Raw genomic sequence first — 17,981 nt, 5'->3', positions numbered from 1 at the left:
CCCGGACGCCGGCCGGCGTCCGGAGCCGATCCCCCACCACGACGTCTTCCGCCGATTTCGCCCCCGCGATCGCATCCACGGTCTGCCCGGCCGGCCCAGAGGTCGAGTACATCGGGATGCCGGTGACGAGCACGAGTTCCTCATGCGATTCATCGAAGGTGCGGGTCAGCAGCTCGTCCGGATCGGCGGAGAGACCGGCGAACATCTCCCGGTAAGCGCGAGCGACCCGGGCCGGGGTGTCCTGGAGACCGTCCCGATCCGGGGCCTCACCGCAGGCGAGCAGCAGCTCGCGGATGGCGCGCTCCGCCCGGTCCTGGTCGAAGACCGGGCGGCCGCCGTGGTTATTGCTTGTCGGTTCCGTCGCCGTCACGCCGCTGCTGCCCCTCGTCCGGCTGCTGGCCGTTCGCGCCGTCGGCGAACCAGCCCGGCTCACGCGGACGGTCCTCGGCCGGACGCCACGGCTGCTGACCACCCGGCGACGTCGCCGGGGTCCAGCCGGGGGGCGCCCCGTAGTTCGGCGGGCCGCTCTGCGCGCCACCCGGGCCACCCGGGTGGTAGCCACCGGGCGGGCCGCCCGGCTGCTGACCGCCGTAGGGCTGGGGCCAGCGGCCGGAACCGTTCGACCCGCCGTTCGGCCGGCCGCCGTTGGCCGGCGGGGCGTACGGGTTGGCGTTCGGGTCCGGGGCCGGGTACGGCGGGCCACCGGGCAGGTCACCGGCACCGGGCGCGGTGGCGACCGGGGTCGGGGCCGGCTGGAGCACCGGCTTCTCCTTCTCCGGCGGGGGCCACGGCTCCCCGCGCTCCATCGCCAGCTCGCCCGGGGTCTTCACCGGCGGCTTGTCCGACGGGGTGCGCTCACCGAACTCGTTGAACACGGTGATGTGCGGGCGCTTCTCGACGGTCGCGAAGATCCGCTCCAGGTCCTTGCGCTGCAAGGTTTCCTTGTCCAGCAGCTCGACGACCAGGTTGTCCAGCACGTCGCGGTAGGTGTTGAGCACATGCCACGCCTCGGTGTGCGCGGTCTCGATGAGTTTGCGCACCTCCTCGTCGATCTCGTGCGCCACCTCGAGCGAGTAGTCGGCCTGCCGTCCGGCGGACCGGCCGAGGAACGGGTCACCCTGCTCTTGGCCGTACTTGACCGCGCCGAGCCGCGCGCTCATGCCGTACTCGGTGACCATCGCGCGGGCGATCTTCGTGGCCTGCTCGATGTCCGAGGACGCACCGGTGGTCGGCTCGTGGAACACCAGCTCCTCGGCGGTGCGGCCACCCATCGCGAACACCAGCCTGCCGATCATCTCCGACCGGGTCATCAGCTGCTTGTCGTCCTCGGGGACCAGCAGGGCATGCCCGCCGGTGCGGCCACGCGGCAGGATGGTCAGCTTGTACACCGGCTCGATGTCCGGCATCGCCCACGCGGCGAGCGCGTGCCCGCCCTCGTGGTAGGCGGTGATCTTCTTCTCCTTCTCGGAGATGATCCGGCTCTTGCGCGCCGGACCGCCGACCACCCGGTCGACCGATTCCTCGAGCGCGGTGTCGGTGATCACGTGCCCGTTCTCGCGGGCGGTGAGCAGCGCGGCCTCGTTCAGCACGTTGGCCAGGTCCGCACCGGACATGCCCACGGTGCGCTTGGCCAGCCCGGTCAGATCGGTGCCCTGCGCGATCGGCTTGCCCTTCGCATGTACCTCGAGGATCGCCTTGCGGCCGAGCAGATCCGGCGCGGAGACCGGGATCTGCCGGTCGAACCGGCCGGGGCGCAGCAGCGCCGGGTCCAGGATGTCCGGCCGGTTGGTGGCCGCGATCAGGATGATGCCGCCGCGCGCGTCGAAGCCGTCCATCTCGACCAGCAGCTGGTTCAGCGTCTGCTCGCGCTCGTCGTGGCCGCCGCCGAGGCCGGCGCCGCGCTGGCGGCCGACCGCGTCGATCTCGTCCACGAAGATGATGCACGGCGCGTTCTGCTTGGCCTGCTCGAACAGGTCGCGCACCCGGGAAGCGCCGACACCCACGAACATCTCGACGAAGTCGGAACCGGAGATCGTGTAGAACGGCACCCCCGCCTCACCGGCGACGGCTCGCGCGAGCAGCGTCTTACCGGTACCCGGCGGCCCGTAGAGCAATACGCCCTTCGGGATCTTCGCGCCGAGCGCCTGATAGCGCGCCGGATTCTGCAGGAAGTCCTTGATCTCGTACAGCTCTTCGACCGCCTCGTCGGCGCCCGCGACATCCCCGAAGGTGGTCTTCGGCATGTCCTTGTTCAGCTGCTTGGCCTTGGACTTGCCGAAGTTGAGGACCCGGTTGCCGCCGCCCTGGGCGTTGTTCATCATCCACATCAGCAGGCCCAGCACCAGCGCCAGCGGAATGGCGAAGATGAGGATCTGGGTGAACAGCGACTGCTGGGTCACCTTGGTGGTGAACTTGATCGGCTGGCCGTCGAACTTCGCATCGTTGAGCGAGGTGTAGATGGAGCTGGTGGCGTCCGCCGGGTACTGCGCGATGATCTGGTCGGTCTGGGTGCCCTCGACGTCGATCTTCTGCGTGAGCAGCAGCTTGAGCTGCTGCTCCTTGTCCTCGAGGTTGGCTTCCTTGACGTGACCCTGGGCGATCTGCTGGTTCGCCACCGAGATGGGAGCCTGCGTGTAGCCACGATCGCTGTCGAAGATCGTGTTGTACGCGAACAACGCCAGCAACCCCGCGACGATCCACAGCAGTGGGTTCCTGAGCACGCTCTTCCGGTTCATACGACTCGGCCTTTGCGGCCTCGACCCTCCCTGGTTGGGCGGCTCCTGTGATACCCGCCATCACGATCTCGACCCGGCACGCCGCCGGGCACCCGTCCCACCAGGGTACCGTCCGGCCGGGCGATGGAACCTGGTGAGCCTCTCGCAGGTCAACGGCCGATCCCGCGGGAGGGTTCCCGGAGCGGGCAGGTCAGCGGGTGCTGTCCGCCACGGAAGAGACCATCTCACCCAGCCTGGTGCGCAGTGTCTGCGGGTCCGCGGGCGAGACCGTGACCCACTCCCGGCCGTCCGAACCGGCCCGCGACAGGCTCAGATATCGCCCGGACGAGGTGTCGAACCAGCCCAGTACCCGGGACCGCTGCCGGGCACCGAGCGACGATCGGCTGTTCGCCGCGAGCTGACCGCCGCGCAGCCGTGGCTGGCCGGAGATGAGCCCGTAGGTCTCCCGCGGATCGACGGTGGCGCGCTCGCTGAGTGACTGACGTCTCGGCCGGCGGCCCTTCACCTGCGGCTCCTGCCCCCCGCCCGCGGCCACCGGCACCCGGATCGGCCGGGTGTGCAGTGCCTCGTCCAGCGGCAGGGTGACCGAGGCCTCGCTACCGCGCTTGCCCGCGGGCAGCAGGCCCACGATGGTCGAGACCAGCCCGTCGGACGGCGTCTCGCGCAGCCAGATGCCGTCCGCGTCCTGGATGGCGACCACGCCGGTGCGCTCGTCCCCGGCCGCGAGCAGCGCGACCGGATGCGCCTCGAACTGCGGGATGTGCAGGCCGTCGAGGGAGACCGGGGCACGGGCGAGGAGCGTGAGCCAGTCCTCCAGCCGCGGTTCCGCCCGGCCGCGCGCGTCCCGCAGGCCGCGGGCCTTCAGCTCGGTGTCCACCCGATGCCGCAGGGAGACCCGTTCGTCCTGGGTGGCGCCGTGCGAGTGGATCCGCAGGGGATACGGCAGCTCGCCCAGCTCCATCGACTCCCACAGGAAGTCGAACGCCAGCGGCGAGAAGAACTCCTGGTGCATCCGGTGCTGCTCACCCTCCAGAATCGGCTCGTGGCCCAGCGTAACGCCGGGACTCCGGTCAGAGCGCGGCGGCACCCGCCTGGTCGGCGGCGCCGGCGAGCATCTCGCCGAGCCGGTGCCGCAGGGTCGCGGCGTCGGCCGGGGCGATGGTGATCCAGTCCCGGCCGTCGTGCCCGCGGCTGGCCTGCGTGAAGTACCGGCCGGTCTCGGTGTCGAACCAGCTGAGCACCGGCGAGCGGCTGCGCCCGCCGAGCCGGTTGCGGGCGTTCGCGCCGATCTGGCCGCCCCGCAGCCGCTGCTGGGTGTGCAGCCGCGCGAGTGCCTTGCGGTCCTCGTCCACACTCGCCCGGCCGGTCGCGTCGACCTGGTTGCCCCGGCGCTGCATGAAGTCCACCCCGGATGCGCCGACGAGCTGCTCCAGCGGCACGGTGATGGACTTCTCGCTGCCTCGCGGGCTGCCCGGCAGCAGCGAGACCACGGCGGTGGCCAGCCCGTCGGCCGGGCACGGCTGCAGGTGCAGCCCGCGCTGATCCTGCACCGCGAACAGGCCCTGGTCCCCGAGCCGGGCGGCGACCGCGAGCAGCGGCTCGCCGTTCGGGTCGAGCAGCTGCACGGTGTCCAGGCTCGCGTCGGGCGAGGCGAGCATGCCGAAGTAGTCCTCGACGTGTGGCGCCGGACGGCCGTGGCGATCGGCCACGCCGCGCTCGGCGAGCCCGCCGAGCGTGCCGAGGCGCAGCGCCGCACGCTCGTCCATCGTCGCGCCGTGCGAGGGGATGCGCAGCGGATAAGGCAGCTCACCCACCGCGGCGGACTCCCACAGGAAGTCCGCCTCCAATGGCGTGAGCAGCTCCGCGTTCGGCATCGACCAACTCCCTATCCCGAAGTGTTCCCGGACAACCGCGGGCGCGTGACCGGATCCGGTCACGCGCCCGCGGGGTACCGCATCAGTCTTCCTCGTCCTCCGACCACGCCCCGATGACCGGGGGCGGGGTGGCCTCGCGGGCGCCGAACGCGTCGTCCGGGTCCGGCTCGATGAGGAACGAGGCGTGCGTGTGCTCCTCGTCCTCCCGGCCCGGCCCGCCGTGCGCACCCATGCCGCCGCCCATGCCCGGGGCCATGCCCGCCGGCTGGTTCTGGCCGCCGATGGTGCCGCCCGCGGAGACCACGCCCTGCTGCTGCGGCGTTGCCGATGCGGCGCTCTGCCCGCTCTGGTGCTCCGACGAGGCCGCGGTGTTGTCGCTCTTGCGCGACGCGCTGCGCGAGCCTTGACCGAGCTTGCCGAGCCCCGCGCCCGCACCGGCGACCCCGAGGCCCAGCGCGGCACCCGTACCGGCGCCACTGCCGCCGGACGAAACAGAAACGGACGCCGCCGAGGCCGGGACGGAAGCACCCGTGCCCGCTCCCGCAGCGGCGCCGGGAGCGAGGCCGCCGTCGAAACCGGCGGTGGCCATGGAGCCCGAATCGTGTGCCACATGCGCGGCGGGGCCACCGTGCGCCCCACCGGCCAGGCCCGGGGCACCCGCCCCGCCGAGCACTTCGACGCCGCCGAGTCCCTGCCCGGAACCCGGGTGGGCGACCACGCTGACGGAGTTGAACGAGTTGCCGTTGAAGTGCGTCGCGGTCGCCTTCATGCCGAGCGATTCGGGACCGAAGCTCGGGGTGGAGCCGTCCACGTCGGTCATCGACTCGGTGTAGGCGTTGAAGAACGCGACCTGCTGCGCCTTGACGTCGTCGGCAGCATCCGCCTGTGCCTTCTGGTCGGCGGCCATCGCGGCCGGGCCGCCGGCGAGCGCCGCGGCCATGGCCTGCTTCGGGTCGAACTCGCGCGGCGCCGGCATCTTCTTCACCTCGGCGGCCGCGGCGGCCTGCCTGGCCATCCGGTCGGCCATGGTGTGCGCGGCGTCGGAGGCCTGGCTGCCGGAGTTGGCGATGGCGACCAGCGCGCCCTGCGCACTCGCCGCGCCTTCACCGACCCACGCGTTGCCGAGTTCGGCGATCGCGTTGTACAACTCGTCGGCAGTGCGCTTGAGCTCGGTGCCGTGCTTGCTCCAGTGCTGACCCGTCGCCTCCGCGGTGCCCGGGTCGTTGTCGTTCACCGCGCCGTTGTAGAGCTGCTGGCTGGCCTGCGAGTTCCAGTTCGGTGGGTTCGCGATGGCGCGGTCGCCGCCCATCTCGAAACCGCCGGAGCTGCTGCGCGCGGCGTTCACGATGCTCTGCGAGGAGTTGCTGCCCAGCGGTACGACCGAGCCGCCGGACGGCGGGGCGTAGCCGGCCGAGCCCGGCCCGGCGAGGTCTTGATTCGGTGCCATGACTTGCTGATCCCCCTAGGACGTCAGGCCTTGCGGAACGGGTCGGCGGCGGACTGGTCCATCTCGTGGTAACGCGCCATCGCCTGGACGATGCCCTCCTCGGCGGCCTGGTACTGGCCGAGCAGGTTCTGCAGTGCGGCAGAGTAGGAGTCGCCGCCCCCGTCGGCACGCTGCACGAACTTGGCGGCCATCGCGTTGCCGACCGGGTTGTTGCCCAGCTTCGGCGGCTGGGCGAGCGCGCCCGAGCCGTTCAGCAGCGCCTCGACCGCATCCTTGCCGGTGCGGATCTTGTTCAGCACGGTGTGCGCCGCGTCGGGATCGATCCCGACCTGACCGTTCGCAGCCGCATTTCTGAACGCGTTGGCGTCGCCCATCTGCCCTCTCTCCGTTCCCCCGCGCGAGCCCTGCCCGCCCGCATGGCACTAGGTCTTCGCATAGGTTAACGCACCTGGTCGTGCCCTATGACGCGTTCGAAGAGATCAGGGTTCCGCATCCGGCGGGCCGGACGCAACCGGCTTCAGGAGGTGTAGACGTGCGGGTCCAGCGTGCCGATGTAGGGCAGATCCCGGTAGCGCTCCGCATAGTCGAGGCCATACCCGACTACGAATTCGTTCGGAATGTCGAAGCCGATGTACCGAACCGGCACTTCGACCTTCACCGCTTCCGGTTTCCGCAGCAGTGACACCACTTCCAGCGAGGCCGGGTTCCGGCTCGCCAGGTTCTTCAGCAGCCAGGACAGCGTCAGCCCGGAATCGACGATGTCCTCGACGATCAGCACATTCCGGCCGGCGATGTCGCGATCGAGGTCCTTCAGGATGCGCACCACCCCCGAGGAGGAGGTCGAGGACCCGTACGACGACACGGCCATGAACTCCAGCTGGGTCGGCAGCGGGAGGGCGCGGGCGAAGTCGGTCATGAACATGACGGCGCCCTTGAGGACGCCGACCAGGATGAGGTCGCCCTGGCCGTTTTCCGGGTGGTCGGCGGCGATCTTCGCCGCCAGCTCCGCGATCTTGTCCCTGATCTGCTGCTCGGTGATGAGCACGGAGGCGATCTCACCCTCGTACACGGTCATTCCCCTCGGGTGGTGGGTTCGGGTCCGGCAAGCGAGAGCCTGCCACGGGACCGCCGTGCCTCCAAGTTGCCCGGCAGCCAGACGCCGCCCTGGCCGCGCCAGCGGGACACCAGCGCGTCGACCGAACGCAGGTGCGCGTCGGTCAGCTCCCGGACCCCGGAGTCCAGCAGCCACCTGCGGAGAACGCGTCTGCGCACTGCTGCCGGCTCGACGGCGAGCACTGCCGTATCAAGCTCTCGGCCCTGCTTCGCACGCGCGTGCACCCGCGCGGCGAGTGTGTCCAACGCCTCTGTGTCGTCGCGCAATTGAGCGGCCGTACGGGCCAACGCGGGCGCCACGCCGCCGGCCAACACGTCCTCCAACAACGGGAGCACTTCGCTGCGTAGCCGGACACGGGTGAACCGTGAGTCGGCGTTGTGCGGGTCCTGCCACGGCTGCACGCCAAGCTCGACGCAAGCCTGCTGAGTCTGTACGCGGGTGATCCCGAGAAGCGGACGGCCCCACGGTGGGTCGTGCGGGCGCATCCCGGCGAGCGACCGTGGCCCGGAGCCTCGGCCAAGGCCGAGCAGCACCGTCTCCGCTTGGTCGTCGAGGGTATGGCCGAGCAGTACGAGCCCTTCGCCGTCTGACAGCGCTTCGCGCAGCGCGCGGTATCTCGCCGTGCGTGCGGCTGCTTCAGGACCGCCTTTGCCGGTGACCTCGACTCGGCGCACCTCAGCCGTTTCGACGCCCAGCTTCCGCACCACAGCGGCGGCTTCGGCCGCGACGTCCGCGGAGCCTTCCTGGAGGCCGTGGTCGATCACAAGCGCCCGCGTACGGAAGCTCTGGCGATGAGCGACGTACGCGGTCGCTTCGGCCAGCGCGACCGAATCCGCCCCACCGGAGACCGCGACGCACACTTCGCCGGGCAGCTCGACGGTGGCGAGGAATTCGCGGACCGCCAGACGGACCGCGGCGAGCGCACTCACCCGTGCAGACGCCGTACCCAGGCCGCGGGGTCCGCGATCTCCGCCCGGGTCGGCAACGTGTTCGGCGACCGCCAGACCGCGTTGAAGCCCGCCATACCGACGGCGTCGACCACCTGCCGGGTGAATTTCGCGCCTTCCTCGTACTGGCGGATCTTCGCGTCGAGCCCCAGGAGAGCACGCAGCAGCCGGTCGAAGAGGCCACCGCCGCGACGCCGCGCGCTGAACTTCGAGCGGATCTGTTCGACGCTGGGCACCACCTGGGGGCCGACCGCGTCCATCACGTAATCGGCATGCCCTTCCAGCAACGTGGACAAGGCCAGCAGCCGGTCGAACACCGCGCGTTCCTTGGGCGACTGGAGCAGCTCCGCGATACCCGCGCCCTTCCCGCGATGCTTGACCGCGTCGGTGAGCCTGCCGAACAGCTCGGCCAGGCTGTCGTCCGAATGTCCGGCGATTCCCGAGATCAGCCGCTCGACCTCGTCCGCGAAGTAGTCCCGCAGCCACGGCACGGCGGTGAACTGCAGCCGGTGCGTGCACTCGTGCAGGCAGACCCAGAGCCGGAATTCCCGGTCCGGCACCTTCATCGCGCGCTCGGCGGCGACCACGTTCGGCGCGACCAGCAGCAACTCGCCTCGGTTTTCCGGCCCGCCGAACGGGTCGTACTGGCCGAGCACGCGGGAAGCGAGGAAGGCCAGCACCAGCCCCGTCTGCATGCCGGCGCCGGAGGCCAGGATCGGGCCGAGCGGGCCGCCCTGCGCGGCAGGCAGCGCACGGCCGGTCAGCGCGCCGAGCCCGGACGCGGCCGAGCGCACCCAGCCGGGCCGGTCCACCACCGTGCCGGGCAGCAGCGGCAGCTCCCGCCCGAGCCCGGTCAGCTCACGGACGTGCCCCTCCGCCTCCGCGGTCAGCTCCCGCAGATCGGTCACCACCCGGTCGGCCTCGCGCCGGGGGATCTGCGGGCCGCCCCGCACGAGCAGCGCGCCGGTGGCCGCCGCCCGGTCCCAGTCGACCATCGGGCGTTCGCGGGTTTCGGTTTCCTGGCTCACCCTTCCGACGCTACCGCCCGAACCGGTCAGCGACAGCCGCAGTCACGCAACGTCGTGGCGAGTACGTCGAGCGCGGCCTGTCCGGGGTCCTTGTCCGAGCCATTGGACATGAACGCGAACGCGAGCACCCGGTTGTCCTTGTCCAGCACGTATCCGGCGAGGGTGTTGACGCTGGTGAGCGTGCCGGTCTTGGCCCGCACCCAGCCCCTGCCATCCGCCGACGGCGCGGCCTGATAGCGATTGGAGAGCGTGCCCGTCGAACCACCCGCGACGGGGAGCCCGGCGAGCAGGGGACGCAGCTTCGAGGTCTTCTCGTCCTTGCCATCCGGGCCTGCGGCCGCCGCGAGCACCTGGCTGAGCAGCCGCGCGGGCACCTTGTTCTGGTTGGACAAGCCGCTGGTGTCGAACAGCTGCAGCTGGCTCACGTCGAACCCGTGATCGCCGAGGACCTTCTTCACCGCGGCAGCCGCGCCCGTGAACGACGGCTCCCCGCCGGTGGCGATGGCGACCTGCCTGCCGAGCGCGTCGGCGAGCACGTTGTCGGAGATCTGCAGCAGCGCGTACGCGAGGTCGGGCAGCGGAGCCGACTGAACCTCGGCGAGCACCTTCGCGTCCGGGGCCGCCTTCGTCGCCGGGCCCGGGGTTGCCCCGAGTTTCTGCGCGACGAGCTGGGTGATCGCACCGGCCGGATTGGCCGAGCGCTGGGTCTCGTCGACCTTGGCGTTGCCCCGGCCGCCGTCGGTCATCACCGGAGCAATCGGGGCACCGTACGTGGACGGAGCGTCCCCCGGCTCCCATCCCTGCGCAGTCGGCGGGCCGGTGTAGGCACTGACGTCGACCTGCACCTTGCTGACGTTCCCGCCCGCCTTCTTGACCTGCGCGATGAGGTCGTCCACGTGCGCAGCGCCCGGATACAGCGGCGAGTCGGTGCCTTGCGGCAGCGTGGTGAGTGTGGGGTCCCCACCGCCGACGAGGATCACCGTGCCCGGCTGCGCGCCCTGAACGATCCTGGTGGTCAGCCGTTTGCCCGGGTCCATCGCGAGCAGCGCCGCGGCCACGGTGAGGATCTTCGTGGTCGAGGCCGGCGTCAACGCTGTGGCGGAGTCGCGGTCCCACAAGGCGGTTCCGGTCGCCGGGTCGATCACACTGCCGCTGAGCTTCGCGAGCGCCGGTGCGCCGGCCGGACCGGCCAGGGCGGACGCGACACCGTTCGCGGTCGCACCCGGGCCCGACGTGTCCGGACCGTGCAGCGAAAGACTGACGTCGGCCGGATCGGGCGCGGCGCCCTTCGGCGCGTTGGGCGCCCACGGCAACCCCAGACGGGTGGCCACCTGCGGCACCGCCGAGGCGCCGCCGGCCGCGGCGAGCAGGAGTACCACCACGATCCCGGCGATGACCAGCTTCTTGCGCCCCCGCTTCGGGACGTCGTCACCGGCCGCCGGGGCAGGCGGCGTCTCCGGCGGCGGGCGGAGCGCGACCGTCGACTCACTCGCGAGCTGCTCCGGAATACCGCCGGCCGGTTGCGCGGGCTCGGCTTCGGCCTGCTGGGGCCGTGGGATCCCGACCGTCGCCTCGGACCCGAACTGGCCCCCGGACGGCTCGATCCGCATCGGCCGCGCGGGACCGCTGGACGCGGACGGCACGCCACCCGGCTCCGGCCGGATCGGCACGTCGATCCGCTGCGACCAGGATTCGTCACGGCCCGGTTCCGTACCGCGAGGCTGCCCATCCCCGGGTTGGTCGGCTTGCGACGCATCCCAACGCGGCTCAGGACTACCCGGCTCCCGGCCCGCGGTCTCCGGTTGCCCTTCCCCTGGCCAGCTCACGGCTTCCTGCGCAGCCCAGCTCGGCTGCCCGTCCCCGGACCGGCTCGCCGCGTACGTCGGCTCCGGGCTGCGTGGTTGACCATCCGACGGCCGATCCGCGCCTTCCGCCGAACTTTCGCTGCGGAACGCCCCCCACCCTTCGCCAGCATCCGGCTGCTGTGGAGTTCCCGGGGACACCGGACGGAAGGCCGCCCAACCCTGTCCGCCGTCCGCCGCCGAACCGGCCGCGGGCGACTCGTCGTGGAACGCGGAGAACTGCTGCGTTGAGCCTTCGTGGCCACCGTCCGGACGTCCCGGCTGGAACAGCGGGGCAGGGCCTCGCGCCGGCTGCTGCGGACGCTCCACCGGCACCCACGGAACCGACGGCTGCTCCGCACGCGATTCCGGCCACTGCGGAGTCTGCGGCGACGGCTGCTCCGCCCGGGACTCCGGCTGCCACTGGACCTGCTGGGTCTGCTCCCCAGGCGGCTCCGATCCATCCGGCGTGCCCGGCTCCGCAGGCGCGTTGAGGCCCGGTATCGGTGTCGCCGGGACGTTCGGGCGAAACCACGAACCCGGACCGTCACCGGGTGTGACGTTCGGCACGGCGAGCCGTTCGGTGGAGCCCGCGGTCCGCTTCGGCAGGGGAAGGCCGCCGGTCGCCCCTTCACCGCGGGGCGTGGCGTCTTCGTCGCCCGTCGGCCACCTCGGCTGGTCGTTGTCCGGCACCCACCACTCCTTCTCACCTGCCCCCGGGAAGGGGCCAAGGTCACATGCCGCCTGACCGACATCGGCGCGACCGGCCGGCCCGGCGTAGTCCACACTAGTGACGTCAATGAGGGCATTGTGGTTGCCGCCCGCGACGCGGGGCACACCCAGATTCGAGAAGCAGCGAGGACGGCCGTGGAATTCGACGTCACGATCGAAATCCCCAAAGGGGAGCGCAACAAGTACGAGGTCGACCACAAGACCGGTCGCATCAAGCTGGACCGGACCCTGTTCACGGCAACGCAGTACCCGGCCGACTACGGCTTCATCGACGACACGCTCGGCCAGGACGGCGACCCGCTGGACGTGCTCGTGCTGGTGCAGGAGCCGACCTTCCCCGGCTGCCTGATCCGCTGCCGGGCGATCGGGATGTTCCGGATGACCGACGAGAAGGGCCCGGACGACAAGGTCCTCGCGGTCCCGACGAACGATCCGCGCCAGGAGCACCTGCGCGACATCCACCACCTCAACGAGTTCCACCGGCTGGAGATCCAGCACTTCTTCGAGGTCTACAAGGACCTCGAGCCGGGCAAGAGCGTGGAGGGTTCCAGCTGGGCGGGCCGTACCGAGGCGGAGGCCGAGATCCGCCGCTCGCTCGAGCGCGAGGTGGACCGGCTCGCGAAGGCCGAACTGGAAGGCGAAGCCGAGCACTGAGCAGCGCACGAAAGGGCCGTTCACCCGGGGGTGAGCGGCCCTTTCGGTATCCGGGCTCAGCCGGCCATCGCGAGGTCCGTGCTCTCCTCTTCGGCACGCACCTCCAGCGCCGACTTGTCCGACAGCGGCTTCTCCCGCAGGAACCACACCAGCGCGAAGCCCACCGTCAGCACGATTCCGCCGATCACGAAGACCGTGCTCATCGAGCCGGCGAAGCCGTCGAGGATCGGCCGGGCGAGCACCGGGTCCAGCGAGGACAGGAACGAGGTGTCGTTGATGTCCACGCCACCGGCGGCCATCCGATGCGCGAACTCCGGGTTCCGGGCCAGCGCCGTCACGTAGGCGGGCGAGCCCATCGCCGAGCGGACCGCCGCGGCGATCCGGTCGCCGACCGTGCTGAACAGGATCGACATGAACACCGCGGTGCCGGCCGTGCCGCCGATCTGGCGGAAGAAGGTCGACGCCGAGGTCGCGACCCCGATGTCCTGCGGCGACACGTCGTTGGTCGCGGCCAGCGTCAGCGTCTGCATCGACGAACCGAGGCCGAGCCCGATCACGAACGCGATCGCCATCACCACGCCCAGCGGGGTGTCCGCGCCGATCGTGGACAACGCGAACAGCGCTGCGGCCATCAGGCCGAGACCGGCCACCGCGAACGGCTTGTACCGGCCGGTGCGGGCGATGATCCGGCCGCTGCTCAGGCTGGCCACCATGATCCCGAGGGTCAGCGGCAGCATCTGCAGCCCGGCCTGCGTCGGCGACGCGCCCTTCACGATCTGCAGGTACAACGGCAGCGACATCATCGCGCCGAACATCCCGACGCCCTGGATCACCGTGACCATCGTGGCCACCCGGAACACCGGGCGGCGGAACAGCCGCAGCGGCAGCAGCGCGGCGTCGCCCATCCGGCGTTCCTGCAGGATGAACAGCACCACCCCGAGCGCTCCGACCAGGTACATCGCGATCGAGGCCGGCGCGCCCCAGCCCCATTCGCGGCCCTGCTCGGCGACCAGCAGCAGCGGCACCAGGCCCATGGTCAGCGCACCGGCGCCGAGGAAGTCGATCCGTTGCCGCACGCGGGTGTGCGGCAGGTTCAGCACCTTGCTCACCACGACCAGCGCGGCCAGCGCGACCGGCACGTTCACGATGAACACCCAGCGCCAGCCGGTGAGGCCGGCGAACGAGTCGAGACCGGCGAAGAACCCGCCGACGACCGGGCCGGCCACGCTCGAAACGCCGAACACCGCCATGAAGTAGCCCTGGTACTTGCTGCGCTCGCGAGGCGAGGTGATGTCGCTGATGATCGCCAGCGCGAGCGACATCAGGCCACCGGCGCCGAGGCCCTGGAACGCCCGGAACGCGGCCAGCTCGTACATCGAACTCGCCATGCCGCTGGCCAGTGAACCGGCCAGGAACAGCGAGATCGCGGTCAGGTACATCGGTTTCCGGCCGAAGAGGTCGGACAGTTTGCCGTACAGCGGCGTGGAAAGCGTCGCGGTGATCAGGTACGCCGTGGTGGCCCAGGCCTGCAGGCTCTGCCCGTGCAGTTCGTCGGCGATGGTCTTCATCGCCGAGGACACGATGGTCTGGTCGAGCGCGGCCAGGAACATGCCGAGCATCAGCCCGGACAGGATGGTGAGGATCTGCCGGTGGGAAAGCCGCCCGTTCGTGGTGGCGCCTCCTTCCGCGGAAGAGGTCTTGCTCATCGGGGTCTCCTTGCTTCGTGATCTCCAGGCGGCGTGACGGTTGCTTGCACTCGTCAACTACTTGCCCCGTGCAACTGTCCCGAAAAAGCTTGTATTCCGCAACCAAGTTTCCTGTGACCCTGCTCGCAGGGCCTGGAGCAGCGCAAAAGGGGCCGCCCGCGGGGAGATGCGGACGGCCCCTTCGGGAGAAGCGCTCAGGCGGTGTAGCCCGGGATCGGGAACGGCGCGAGGAACTCGCGGATCTCGGCCGCGATGGCGTCCAGCGCGGGCGCCTGCTGCGCGGCCGCGGCGGTGACCGTGCGATCGATCCAGTCCGCGACCTGGACCTGGTGCTCGGGCCGGAGCCCGCGGGTGGTGATCGCGGAAGTGCCCAGCCGGATCCCCGACGGGTCGAACGGCTTGCGCGGGTCGAACGGCACGGTGTTGTAGTTCAGCTCGATCCCGGCCCGGTCCAGCGCCTGCGCGGCCGGCTTGCCGGGCACGGCCTTGCCGGTCAGATCGATCAGCAGCAGGTGGTTGTCGGTCCCGCCGGAGACCAGGTCGTAACCCCGCTCGACGAGCGCCTCGGCGAGGGCCTTCGCGTTGGCGACCACGGCGTGCGCGTAGTCGGCGAAGGACGGCTGCTGTGCTTCCCCGAGCGCGACCGCGATGGCGGCCGTCGTGTGGTTGTGCGGACCGCCCTGCAACCCGGGGAAGACGGCCTTGTCCACCGCCTTCGCGTGGTCGGCGTCGGAGAGGATCATCGCGCCGCGCGGGCCACGCAGCGTCTTGTGCGTGGTCGTGGTGATCACCTGCGCGTGACCGACCGGCGACGGGTGCGCGCCACCGGCGACCAGGCCGGCGATGTGCGCGATGTCGGCGACCAGCACCGCGTCGACCTCACGGGCGATCTCGGCGAACGCCGGGAAGTCGATGGTGCGCGGGATCGCCGTGCCCCCGGCGAAGATCAGCTTCGGCCGGTGCTGCCGGGCGAGGTCGCGGACCTGGTCGAGGTCGACCCGGCCGGTCTCCTTGCGCACGCCGTAACGCACCGGCGTGAACCACTTCCCGGTGGCGGACACGCTCCAGCCGTGCGTGAGATGCCCGCCGTCCGGCAGCGCCATGCCGAGCACGGTGTCGCCGGGCTTGGCAAAGGCCAGATACACCGCGAGGTTCGCCGGGGAACCGGAGTATGGCTGGACATTGGCGTGGTCGGCACCGAATACGGCTTTCGCGCGCTCGATGGCCAGCGTCTCGATCTGGTCCACGAGCTGCTGGCCCTCGTAGTACCGCTTGCCCGCGTAGCCCTCGGAGTACTTGTTCGTCAGCACGGTGCCGGTCGCTTCCAGCACCGCCTGCGAAACGTAGTTCTCGGAGGCGATCAGGCGGATCTTGTCGTGCTGCCGCTTCGCCTCGTCCTCGACGAGACCGGCGAGCTTCGGGTCGGCCGCGGCGAGAACGGACAGGGCAGGCTGATGTGTCATCACGTACTCCGGCTGTGCAGTGGCCTGCACCCAGGCGCGCGGTGCCGGCCTCGTCGTCGCTCCCCGGTGGTGCTCCACCTCTTCAATGGCGCCAGTCGCAGCTGCGCGGGAAAGTCTAGTGCACTCGCGGTGCCGGACCCGGCACGCGCTACACCGGCCGGCTGCCTTCGCGATGGCGGCGGGCGAGTTCCTGATAGACGGCCGCGTTGTGATCCACCCACATCCGCGCGGAATCGGTGAGCGGCACGAACTTCTTGGCCGGGCTGCCCATCGCGATCGTCTCGGCGGGCACCACGGTGCCGGGTGTCACGGTGGCACCCGCGGCGATCAGCGCCCGCGGACCGATCACCGCGCGGTCGAGCACCGTGGACCCGTTGCCGATCAGCGCCTGCTCGCCGACCGTGCAGTCGTGCACCAGGCACTGGTGCCCCACCGTCACGTTCCGGCCCACCTCGCACAGTTCGGTGTTGGTGTGGATCACCGAATTGTCCTGGATGTTCGCGCCCTCGCGGATCACGATCGGACCGGAATCGCCCCGGATGACCGCGCCGTACCAGACCGAGGCGTCCTTCTCGACGGTCACATTGCCGATCAGGGTTGCGGTGGGGGCGATCCAGGCATCCGGATGCACGTTCGGGCTGACGCCCTCGAAGGAGAACAGAGGCATGTGCGCACCTTATGCGGCGTCAGCGATATCCGGCGAAGCAGAGCGCTTCGATGTCCCCGCGAAACCCGGCGAACGGACGCGGCCGCACCCGCTGCTGCACGACCGCGCCGAGCAGGTAGCTCAGCAGCGCGCGGGCACGGGCGCGGGGATCGTCCACGTCGAGCGGGACGAGCAGTTCCACCAGCGGCTCGGTGATCGAGGTGAGCATCGCGTCGATCGCCTGGGGGTGCTGTGCTCGCCCGGCCGCGATCCAGTACTCGAACCAGAGGAACGCGCCACCCGGCCGTTCGGCGAATTCGCGCAGGTAGGCCTCGGTGACCGCGAACAATCGGGCGCGCGGGTCCTCGTGCTCTTCGCCGACCGTGCGCAGCCGGGCGGCGAAGGTGTTGACGTGCGCGGCCATCGCCCGGTCGATCAGTACGTCGATGTCGGCGAAGTAGTAGTGGATCGCGCTCTTGGTGAGCGGCCCGGCGTCCGCGATCGCGCGTACTGTGCAGCCGGCGAGCCCGTCCCTGGCGAGCACCACCCGGGCGGCCTCGACGATCTGGTCCTGCTTCTGCAGTTGATTGGGCGACAGCTGGGCGCTGCGGCCGGGTACGGCACTCACGGTGATCCTCGTTACGGGGTCCAGGACGGCAGGCCCGAATTCTAGGGCAGATGTCCCGGCCGCCCCCGTAGGGTGAAAAACCGGATTGGCCACCCCGCTCCGCGCGGCGGAGAATGCCCGGCATGGTGATCTCAGGGGACAAGGGGCTCAGCGAGGCGGCACGCCGTCAGCTGGAAAAGGAAATAGCCGATCTACGCGCGCAACGGGCGGCGCTCGCCCCGCAGCCGGGTGAACAGGAGCGCACCGGGGACGCGGCCGACCAGGCCGACGTGATCGACCGTGCGGAGGCCGCCGCCCGGCTGGAACGGCAGATCGCCGACGTGTCCGCGAAACTGGAGCACGGCGCGTACGACAGCTCGCTGCTTCCCGACGGCACGCGGGTTTCGCTGCAGTTCGCCGACGGGGACAAGGAAGTGTTCACCGTGGTCACCCTCCCGGGCGAAGATGTCGATTCGGTGACCTCGGACAGCCCGCTCGGCCTCGCCCTGGTCGGCGCGAAGGCCGGCGACGAAGTCACCTACCGCACGCCGCGCGGCCACACGACGGTGACCGTGCTGGAACTGACCCCGCCGAAGGACTGACCACAAAGGACTGAACGAGGGCCGCCCCGGCAGTGCGCGGGCGGCCCTCGTTCAGTTTCCGAGGAGACTTTCGGCGCGATAGGCGTAGACCGCGCCCTGCTCGATCGCGACATGCCAGCCGTCGCAAACCTTGTCCGTGCGCTTGTGCTCCCCGGCCGGCCACCAGTCCGCGGTCAGCGTCGGCGGCGCGGCCTCGGCATTGCCGGGAGTACACAAGGCGGGCAGCGTTGTCCCCTCGGGCCGGTACTTCAGAATCCGCTCGGTGCCCGTGGTGCGGATGACCTCCACGACCTGCCGCGCCCCGTCCGGTACCCACCCCGGCAACTTCGCGTCGGCATCGTTCTTGCCCTCGAGCCCGCTTTCGTAGGAAACCGCCTTCGCATGCCCGTTCCCCTGCTCGATGATCGCCTCACGGAGCCCGCACCCGGACACCGCGGTCACCGCCACCACCGCACCCGCGACGGCCATCTTGCGCACCATGTTCTGCATATCCTCGAGTCAAGCCAGGCGAACGGACGCCGCCATCGGCCTTCCGGCTCGGGTAGCCCGGCCAGTTGGCCGATCGTGGCCCGGTCATCCGCGAGG

Annotated in this window: 16 protein-coding genes, 1 pseudogene and 1 riboswitch; of the genes and pseudogenes, 2 read left to right on the top strand and 15 right to left on the bottom strand. The window is 70.7% G+C overall.

The window, feature by feature from the left end; all coding sequences use genetic code 11:
• Window positions 1-100: 100 nt before the first annotated feature.
• The 10 genes and pseudogenes from ATK36_RS19415 to dacB form a co-directional block, all read right to left on the bottom strand.
• Window positions 101-370, bottom strand: a pseudogene (locus ATK36_RS19415) (GTP cyclohydrolase I); the annotation flags it as partial.
• Window positions 342-2,735, bottom strand: a complete 2,394-nt coding sequence (gene ftsH / locus ATK36_RS19410) for an ATP-dependent zinc metalloprotease FtsH (protein ID WP_098512835.1) — start codon at window positions 2,733-2,735, stop codon at window positions 342-344. The gene ftsH and the pseudogene ATK36_RS19415, both read right to left, overlap by 29 nt.
• 190 nt (window positions 2,736-2,925) lie before the next feature.
• On the bottom strand, window positions 2,926-3,747 hold the full coding sequence (locus ATK36_RS19405; RefSeq protein ID WP_098512834.1) for an ESX secretion-associated protein EspG: 822 nt from the start codon (window positions 3,745-3,747) through the stop codon (window positions 2,926-2,928).
• 58 nt (window positions 3,748-3,805) lie between these two features.
• A complete protein-coding gene (locus tag ATK36_RS19400; RefSeq protein ID WP_098512833.1) occupies window positions 3,806-4,609 on the bottom strand; it encodes an ESX secretion-associated protein EspG in 804 nt (267 codons plus the stop codon).
• An 82-nt stretch (window positions 4,610-4,691) separates the two neighbouring features.
• The gene (locus tag ATK36_RS19395; protein ID WP_098512832.1) at window positions 4,692-6,056 is read right to left on the bottom strand and encodes a hypothetical protein; all 1,365 of its coding nucleotides are present in this window, start codon (window positions 6,054-6,056) and stop codon (window positions 4,692-4,694) included.
• Window positions 6,057-6,079: 23 nt separating this feature from the next.
• Window positions 6,080-6,430, bottom strand: coding sequence for a hypothetical protein (locus tag ATK36_RS19390; protein ID WP_098512831.1), 351 nt, complete (start codon window positions 6,428-6,430; stop codon window positions 6,080-6,082).
• A gap of 143 nt (window positions 6,431-6,573) precedes the next feature.
• Window positions 6,574-7,125, bottom strand: coding sequence for a hypoxanthine phosphoribosyltransferase (hpt, locus tag ATK36_RS19385; RefSeq protein WP_098515013.1), 552 nt, complete (start codon window positions 7,123-7,125; stop codon window positions 6,574-6,576).
• A gap of 2 nt (window positions 7,126-7,127) precedes the next feature.
• Window positions 7,128-8,099, bottom strand: coding sequence for a tRNA lysidine(34) synthetase TilS (tilS, locus tag ATK36_RS19380; protein ID WP_098512830.1), 972 nt, complete (start codon window positions 8,097-8,099; stop codon window positions 7,128-7,130).
• The gene (locus ATK36_RS19375; protein WP_098515012.1) at window positions 8,096-9,112 is read right to left on the bottom strand and encodes a zinc-dependent metalloprotease; all 1,017 of its coding nucleotides are present in this window, start codon (window positions 9,110-9,112) and stop codon (window positions 8,096-8,098) included. The genes tilS and ATK36_RS19375 overlap by 4 nt, the downstream gene beginning before the upstream one ends.
• Before the next feature lie 59 nt (window positions 9,113-9,171).
• A complete protein-coding gene (gene dacB / locus ATK36_RS33635) occupies window positions 9,172-11,679 on the bottom strand; it encodes a D-alanyl-D-alanine carboxypeptidase/D-alanyl-D-alanine endopeptidase (protein WP_170069806.1) in 2,508 nt (835 codons plus the stop codon).
• 174 nt (window positions 11,680-11,853) lie between these two features.
• On the opposite strand from dacB, the gene ATK36_RS19365 reads away from it, so the two are divergent.
• Complete coding sequence (locus tag ATK36_RS19365; RefSeq protein WP_098512829.1) at window positions 11,854-12,372, top strand: inorganic diphosphatase; 519 nt, start codon at window positions 11,854-11,856, stop codon at window positions 12,370-12,372.
• Between the two features lie 56 nt (window positions 12,373-12,428).
• On the opposite strand, the gene ATK36_RS19360 is transcribed toward ATK36_RS19365, so the two are convergent.
• The 4 genes from ATK36_RS19360 to ATK36_RS19345 all read right to left on the bottom strand — a co-directional run bounded on the left by ATK36_RS19360 (window position 12,429) and on the right by ATK36_RS19345 (window position 16,815).
• Window positions 12,429-14,078, bottom strand: a complete 1,650-nt coding sequence (locus ATK36_RS19360) for an MDR family MFS transporter (protein WP_098512828.1) — start codon at window positions 14,076-14,078, stop codon at window positions 12,429-12,431.
• Window positions 14,079-14,272: 194 nt separating this feature from the next.
• The gene (locus ATK36_RS19355) at window positions 14,273-15,541 is read right to left on the bottom strand and encodes a serine hydroxymethyltransferase (RefSeq protein ID WP_098512827.1); all 1,269 of its coding nucleotides are present in this window, start codon (window positions 15,539-15,541) and stop codon (window positions 14,273-14,275) included.
• A 21-nt stretch (window positions 15,542-15,562) separates the two neighbouring features.
• Window positions 15,563-15,650, bottom strand: a riboswitch (ZMP/ZTP riboswitch).
• Between the two features lie 39 nt (window positions 15,651-15,689).
• Entirely contained in the window at window positions 15,690-16,208 is a 519-nt protein-coding gene (locus ATK36_RS19350) for a gamma carbonic anhydrase family protein (protein WP_098512826.1), read from the bottom strand.
• A gap of 19 nt (window positions 16,209-16,227) precedes the next feature.
• Window positions 16,228-16,815 carry a TetR/AcrR family transcriptional regulator gene (locus ATK36_RS19345; protein ID WP_098512825.1) on the bottom strand — a complete coding sequence of 196 codons (588 nt, stop codon included), beginning with the start codon at window positions 16,813-16,815 and terminating at the stop codon, window positions 16,228-16,230.
• A gap of 122 nt (window positions 16,816-16,937) precedes the next feature.
• Here ATK36_RS19345 and ATK36_RS19340 point away from each other — a divergent pair, with 122 nt between their 5' ends.
• Entirely contained in the window at window positions 16,938-17,396 is a 459-nt protein-coding gene (locus tag ATK36_RS19340) for a GreA/GreB family elongation factor (protein ID WP_098515010.1), read from the top strand.
• 51 nt (window positions 17,397-17,447) lie between these two features.
• Here the strand turns inward: ATK36_RS19340 and ATK36_RS19335 are convergent, their stop codons facing one another.
• Complete coding sequence (locus ATK36_RS19335; protein WP_211291907.1) at window positions 17,448-17,885, bottom strand: hypothetical protein; 438 nt, start codon at window positions 17,883-17,885, stop codon at window positions 17,448-17,450.
• Window positions 17,886-17,981 lie beyond the last annotated feature (96 nt).

The sequence above is a fragment of the Amycolatopsis sulphurea genome, assembly GCF_002564045.1.
Taxonomy (GTDB): Bacteria; Actinomycetota; Actinomycetes; order Mycobacteriales; family Pseudonocardiaceae; genus Amycolatopsis; species Amycolatopsis sulphurea.
The sequence above is the reverse complement of the archived record's forward strand: the minus strand, read 5'-3'. Positions and strand labels throughout refer to the sequence as shown.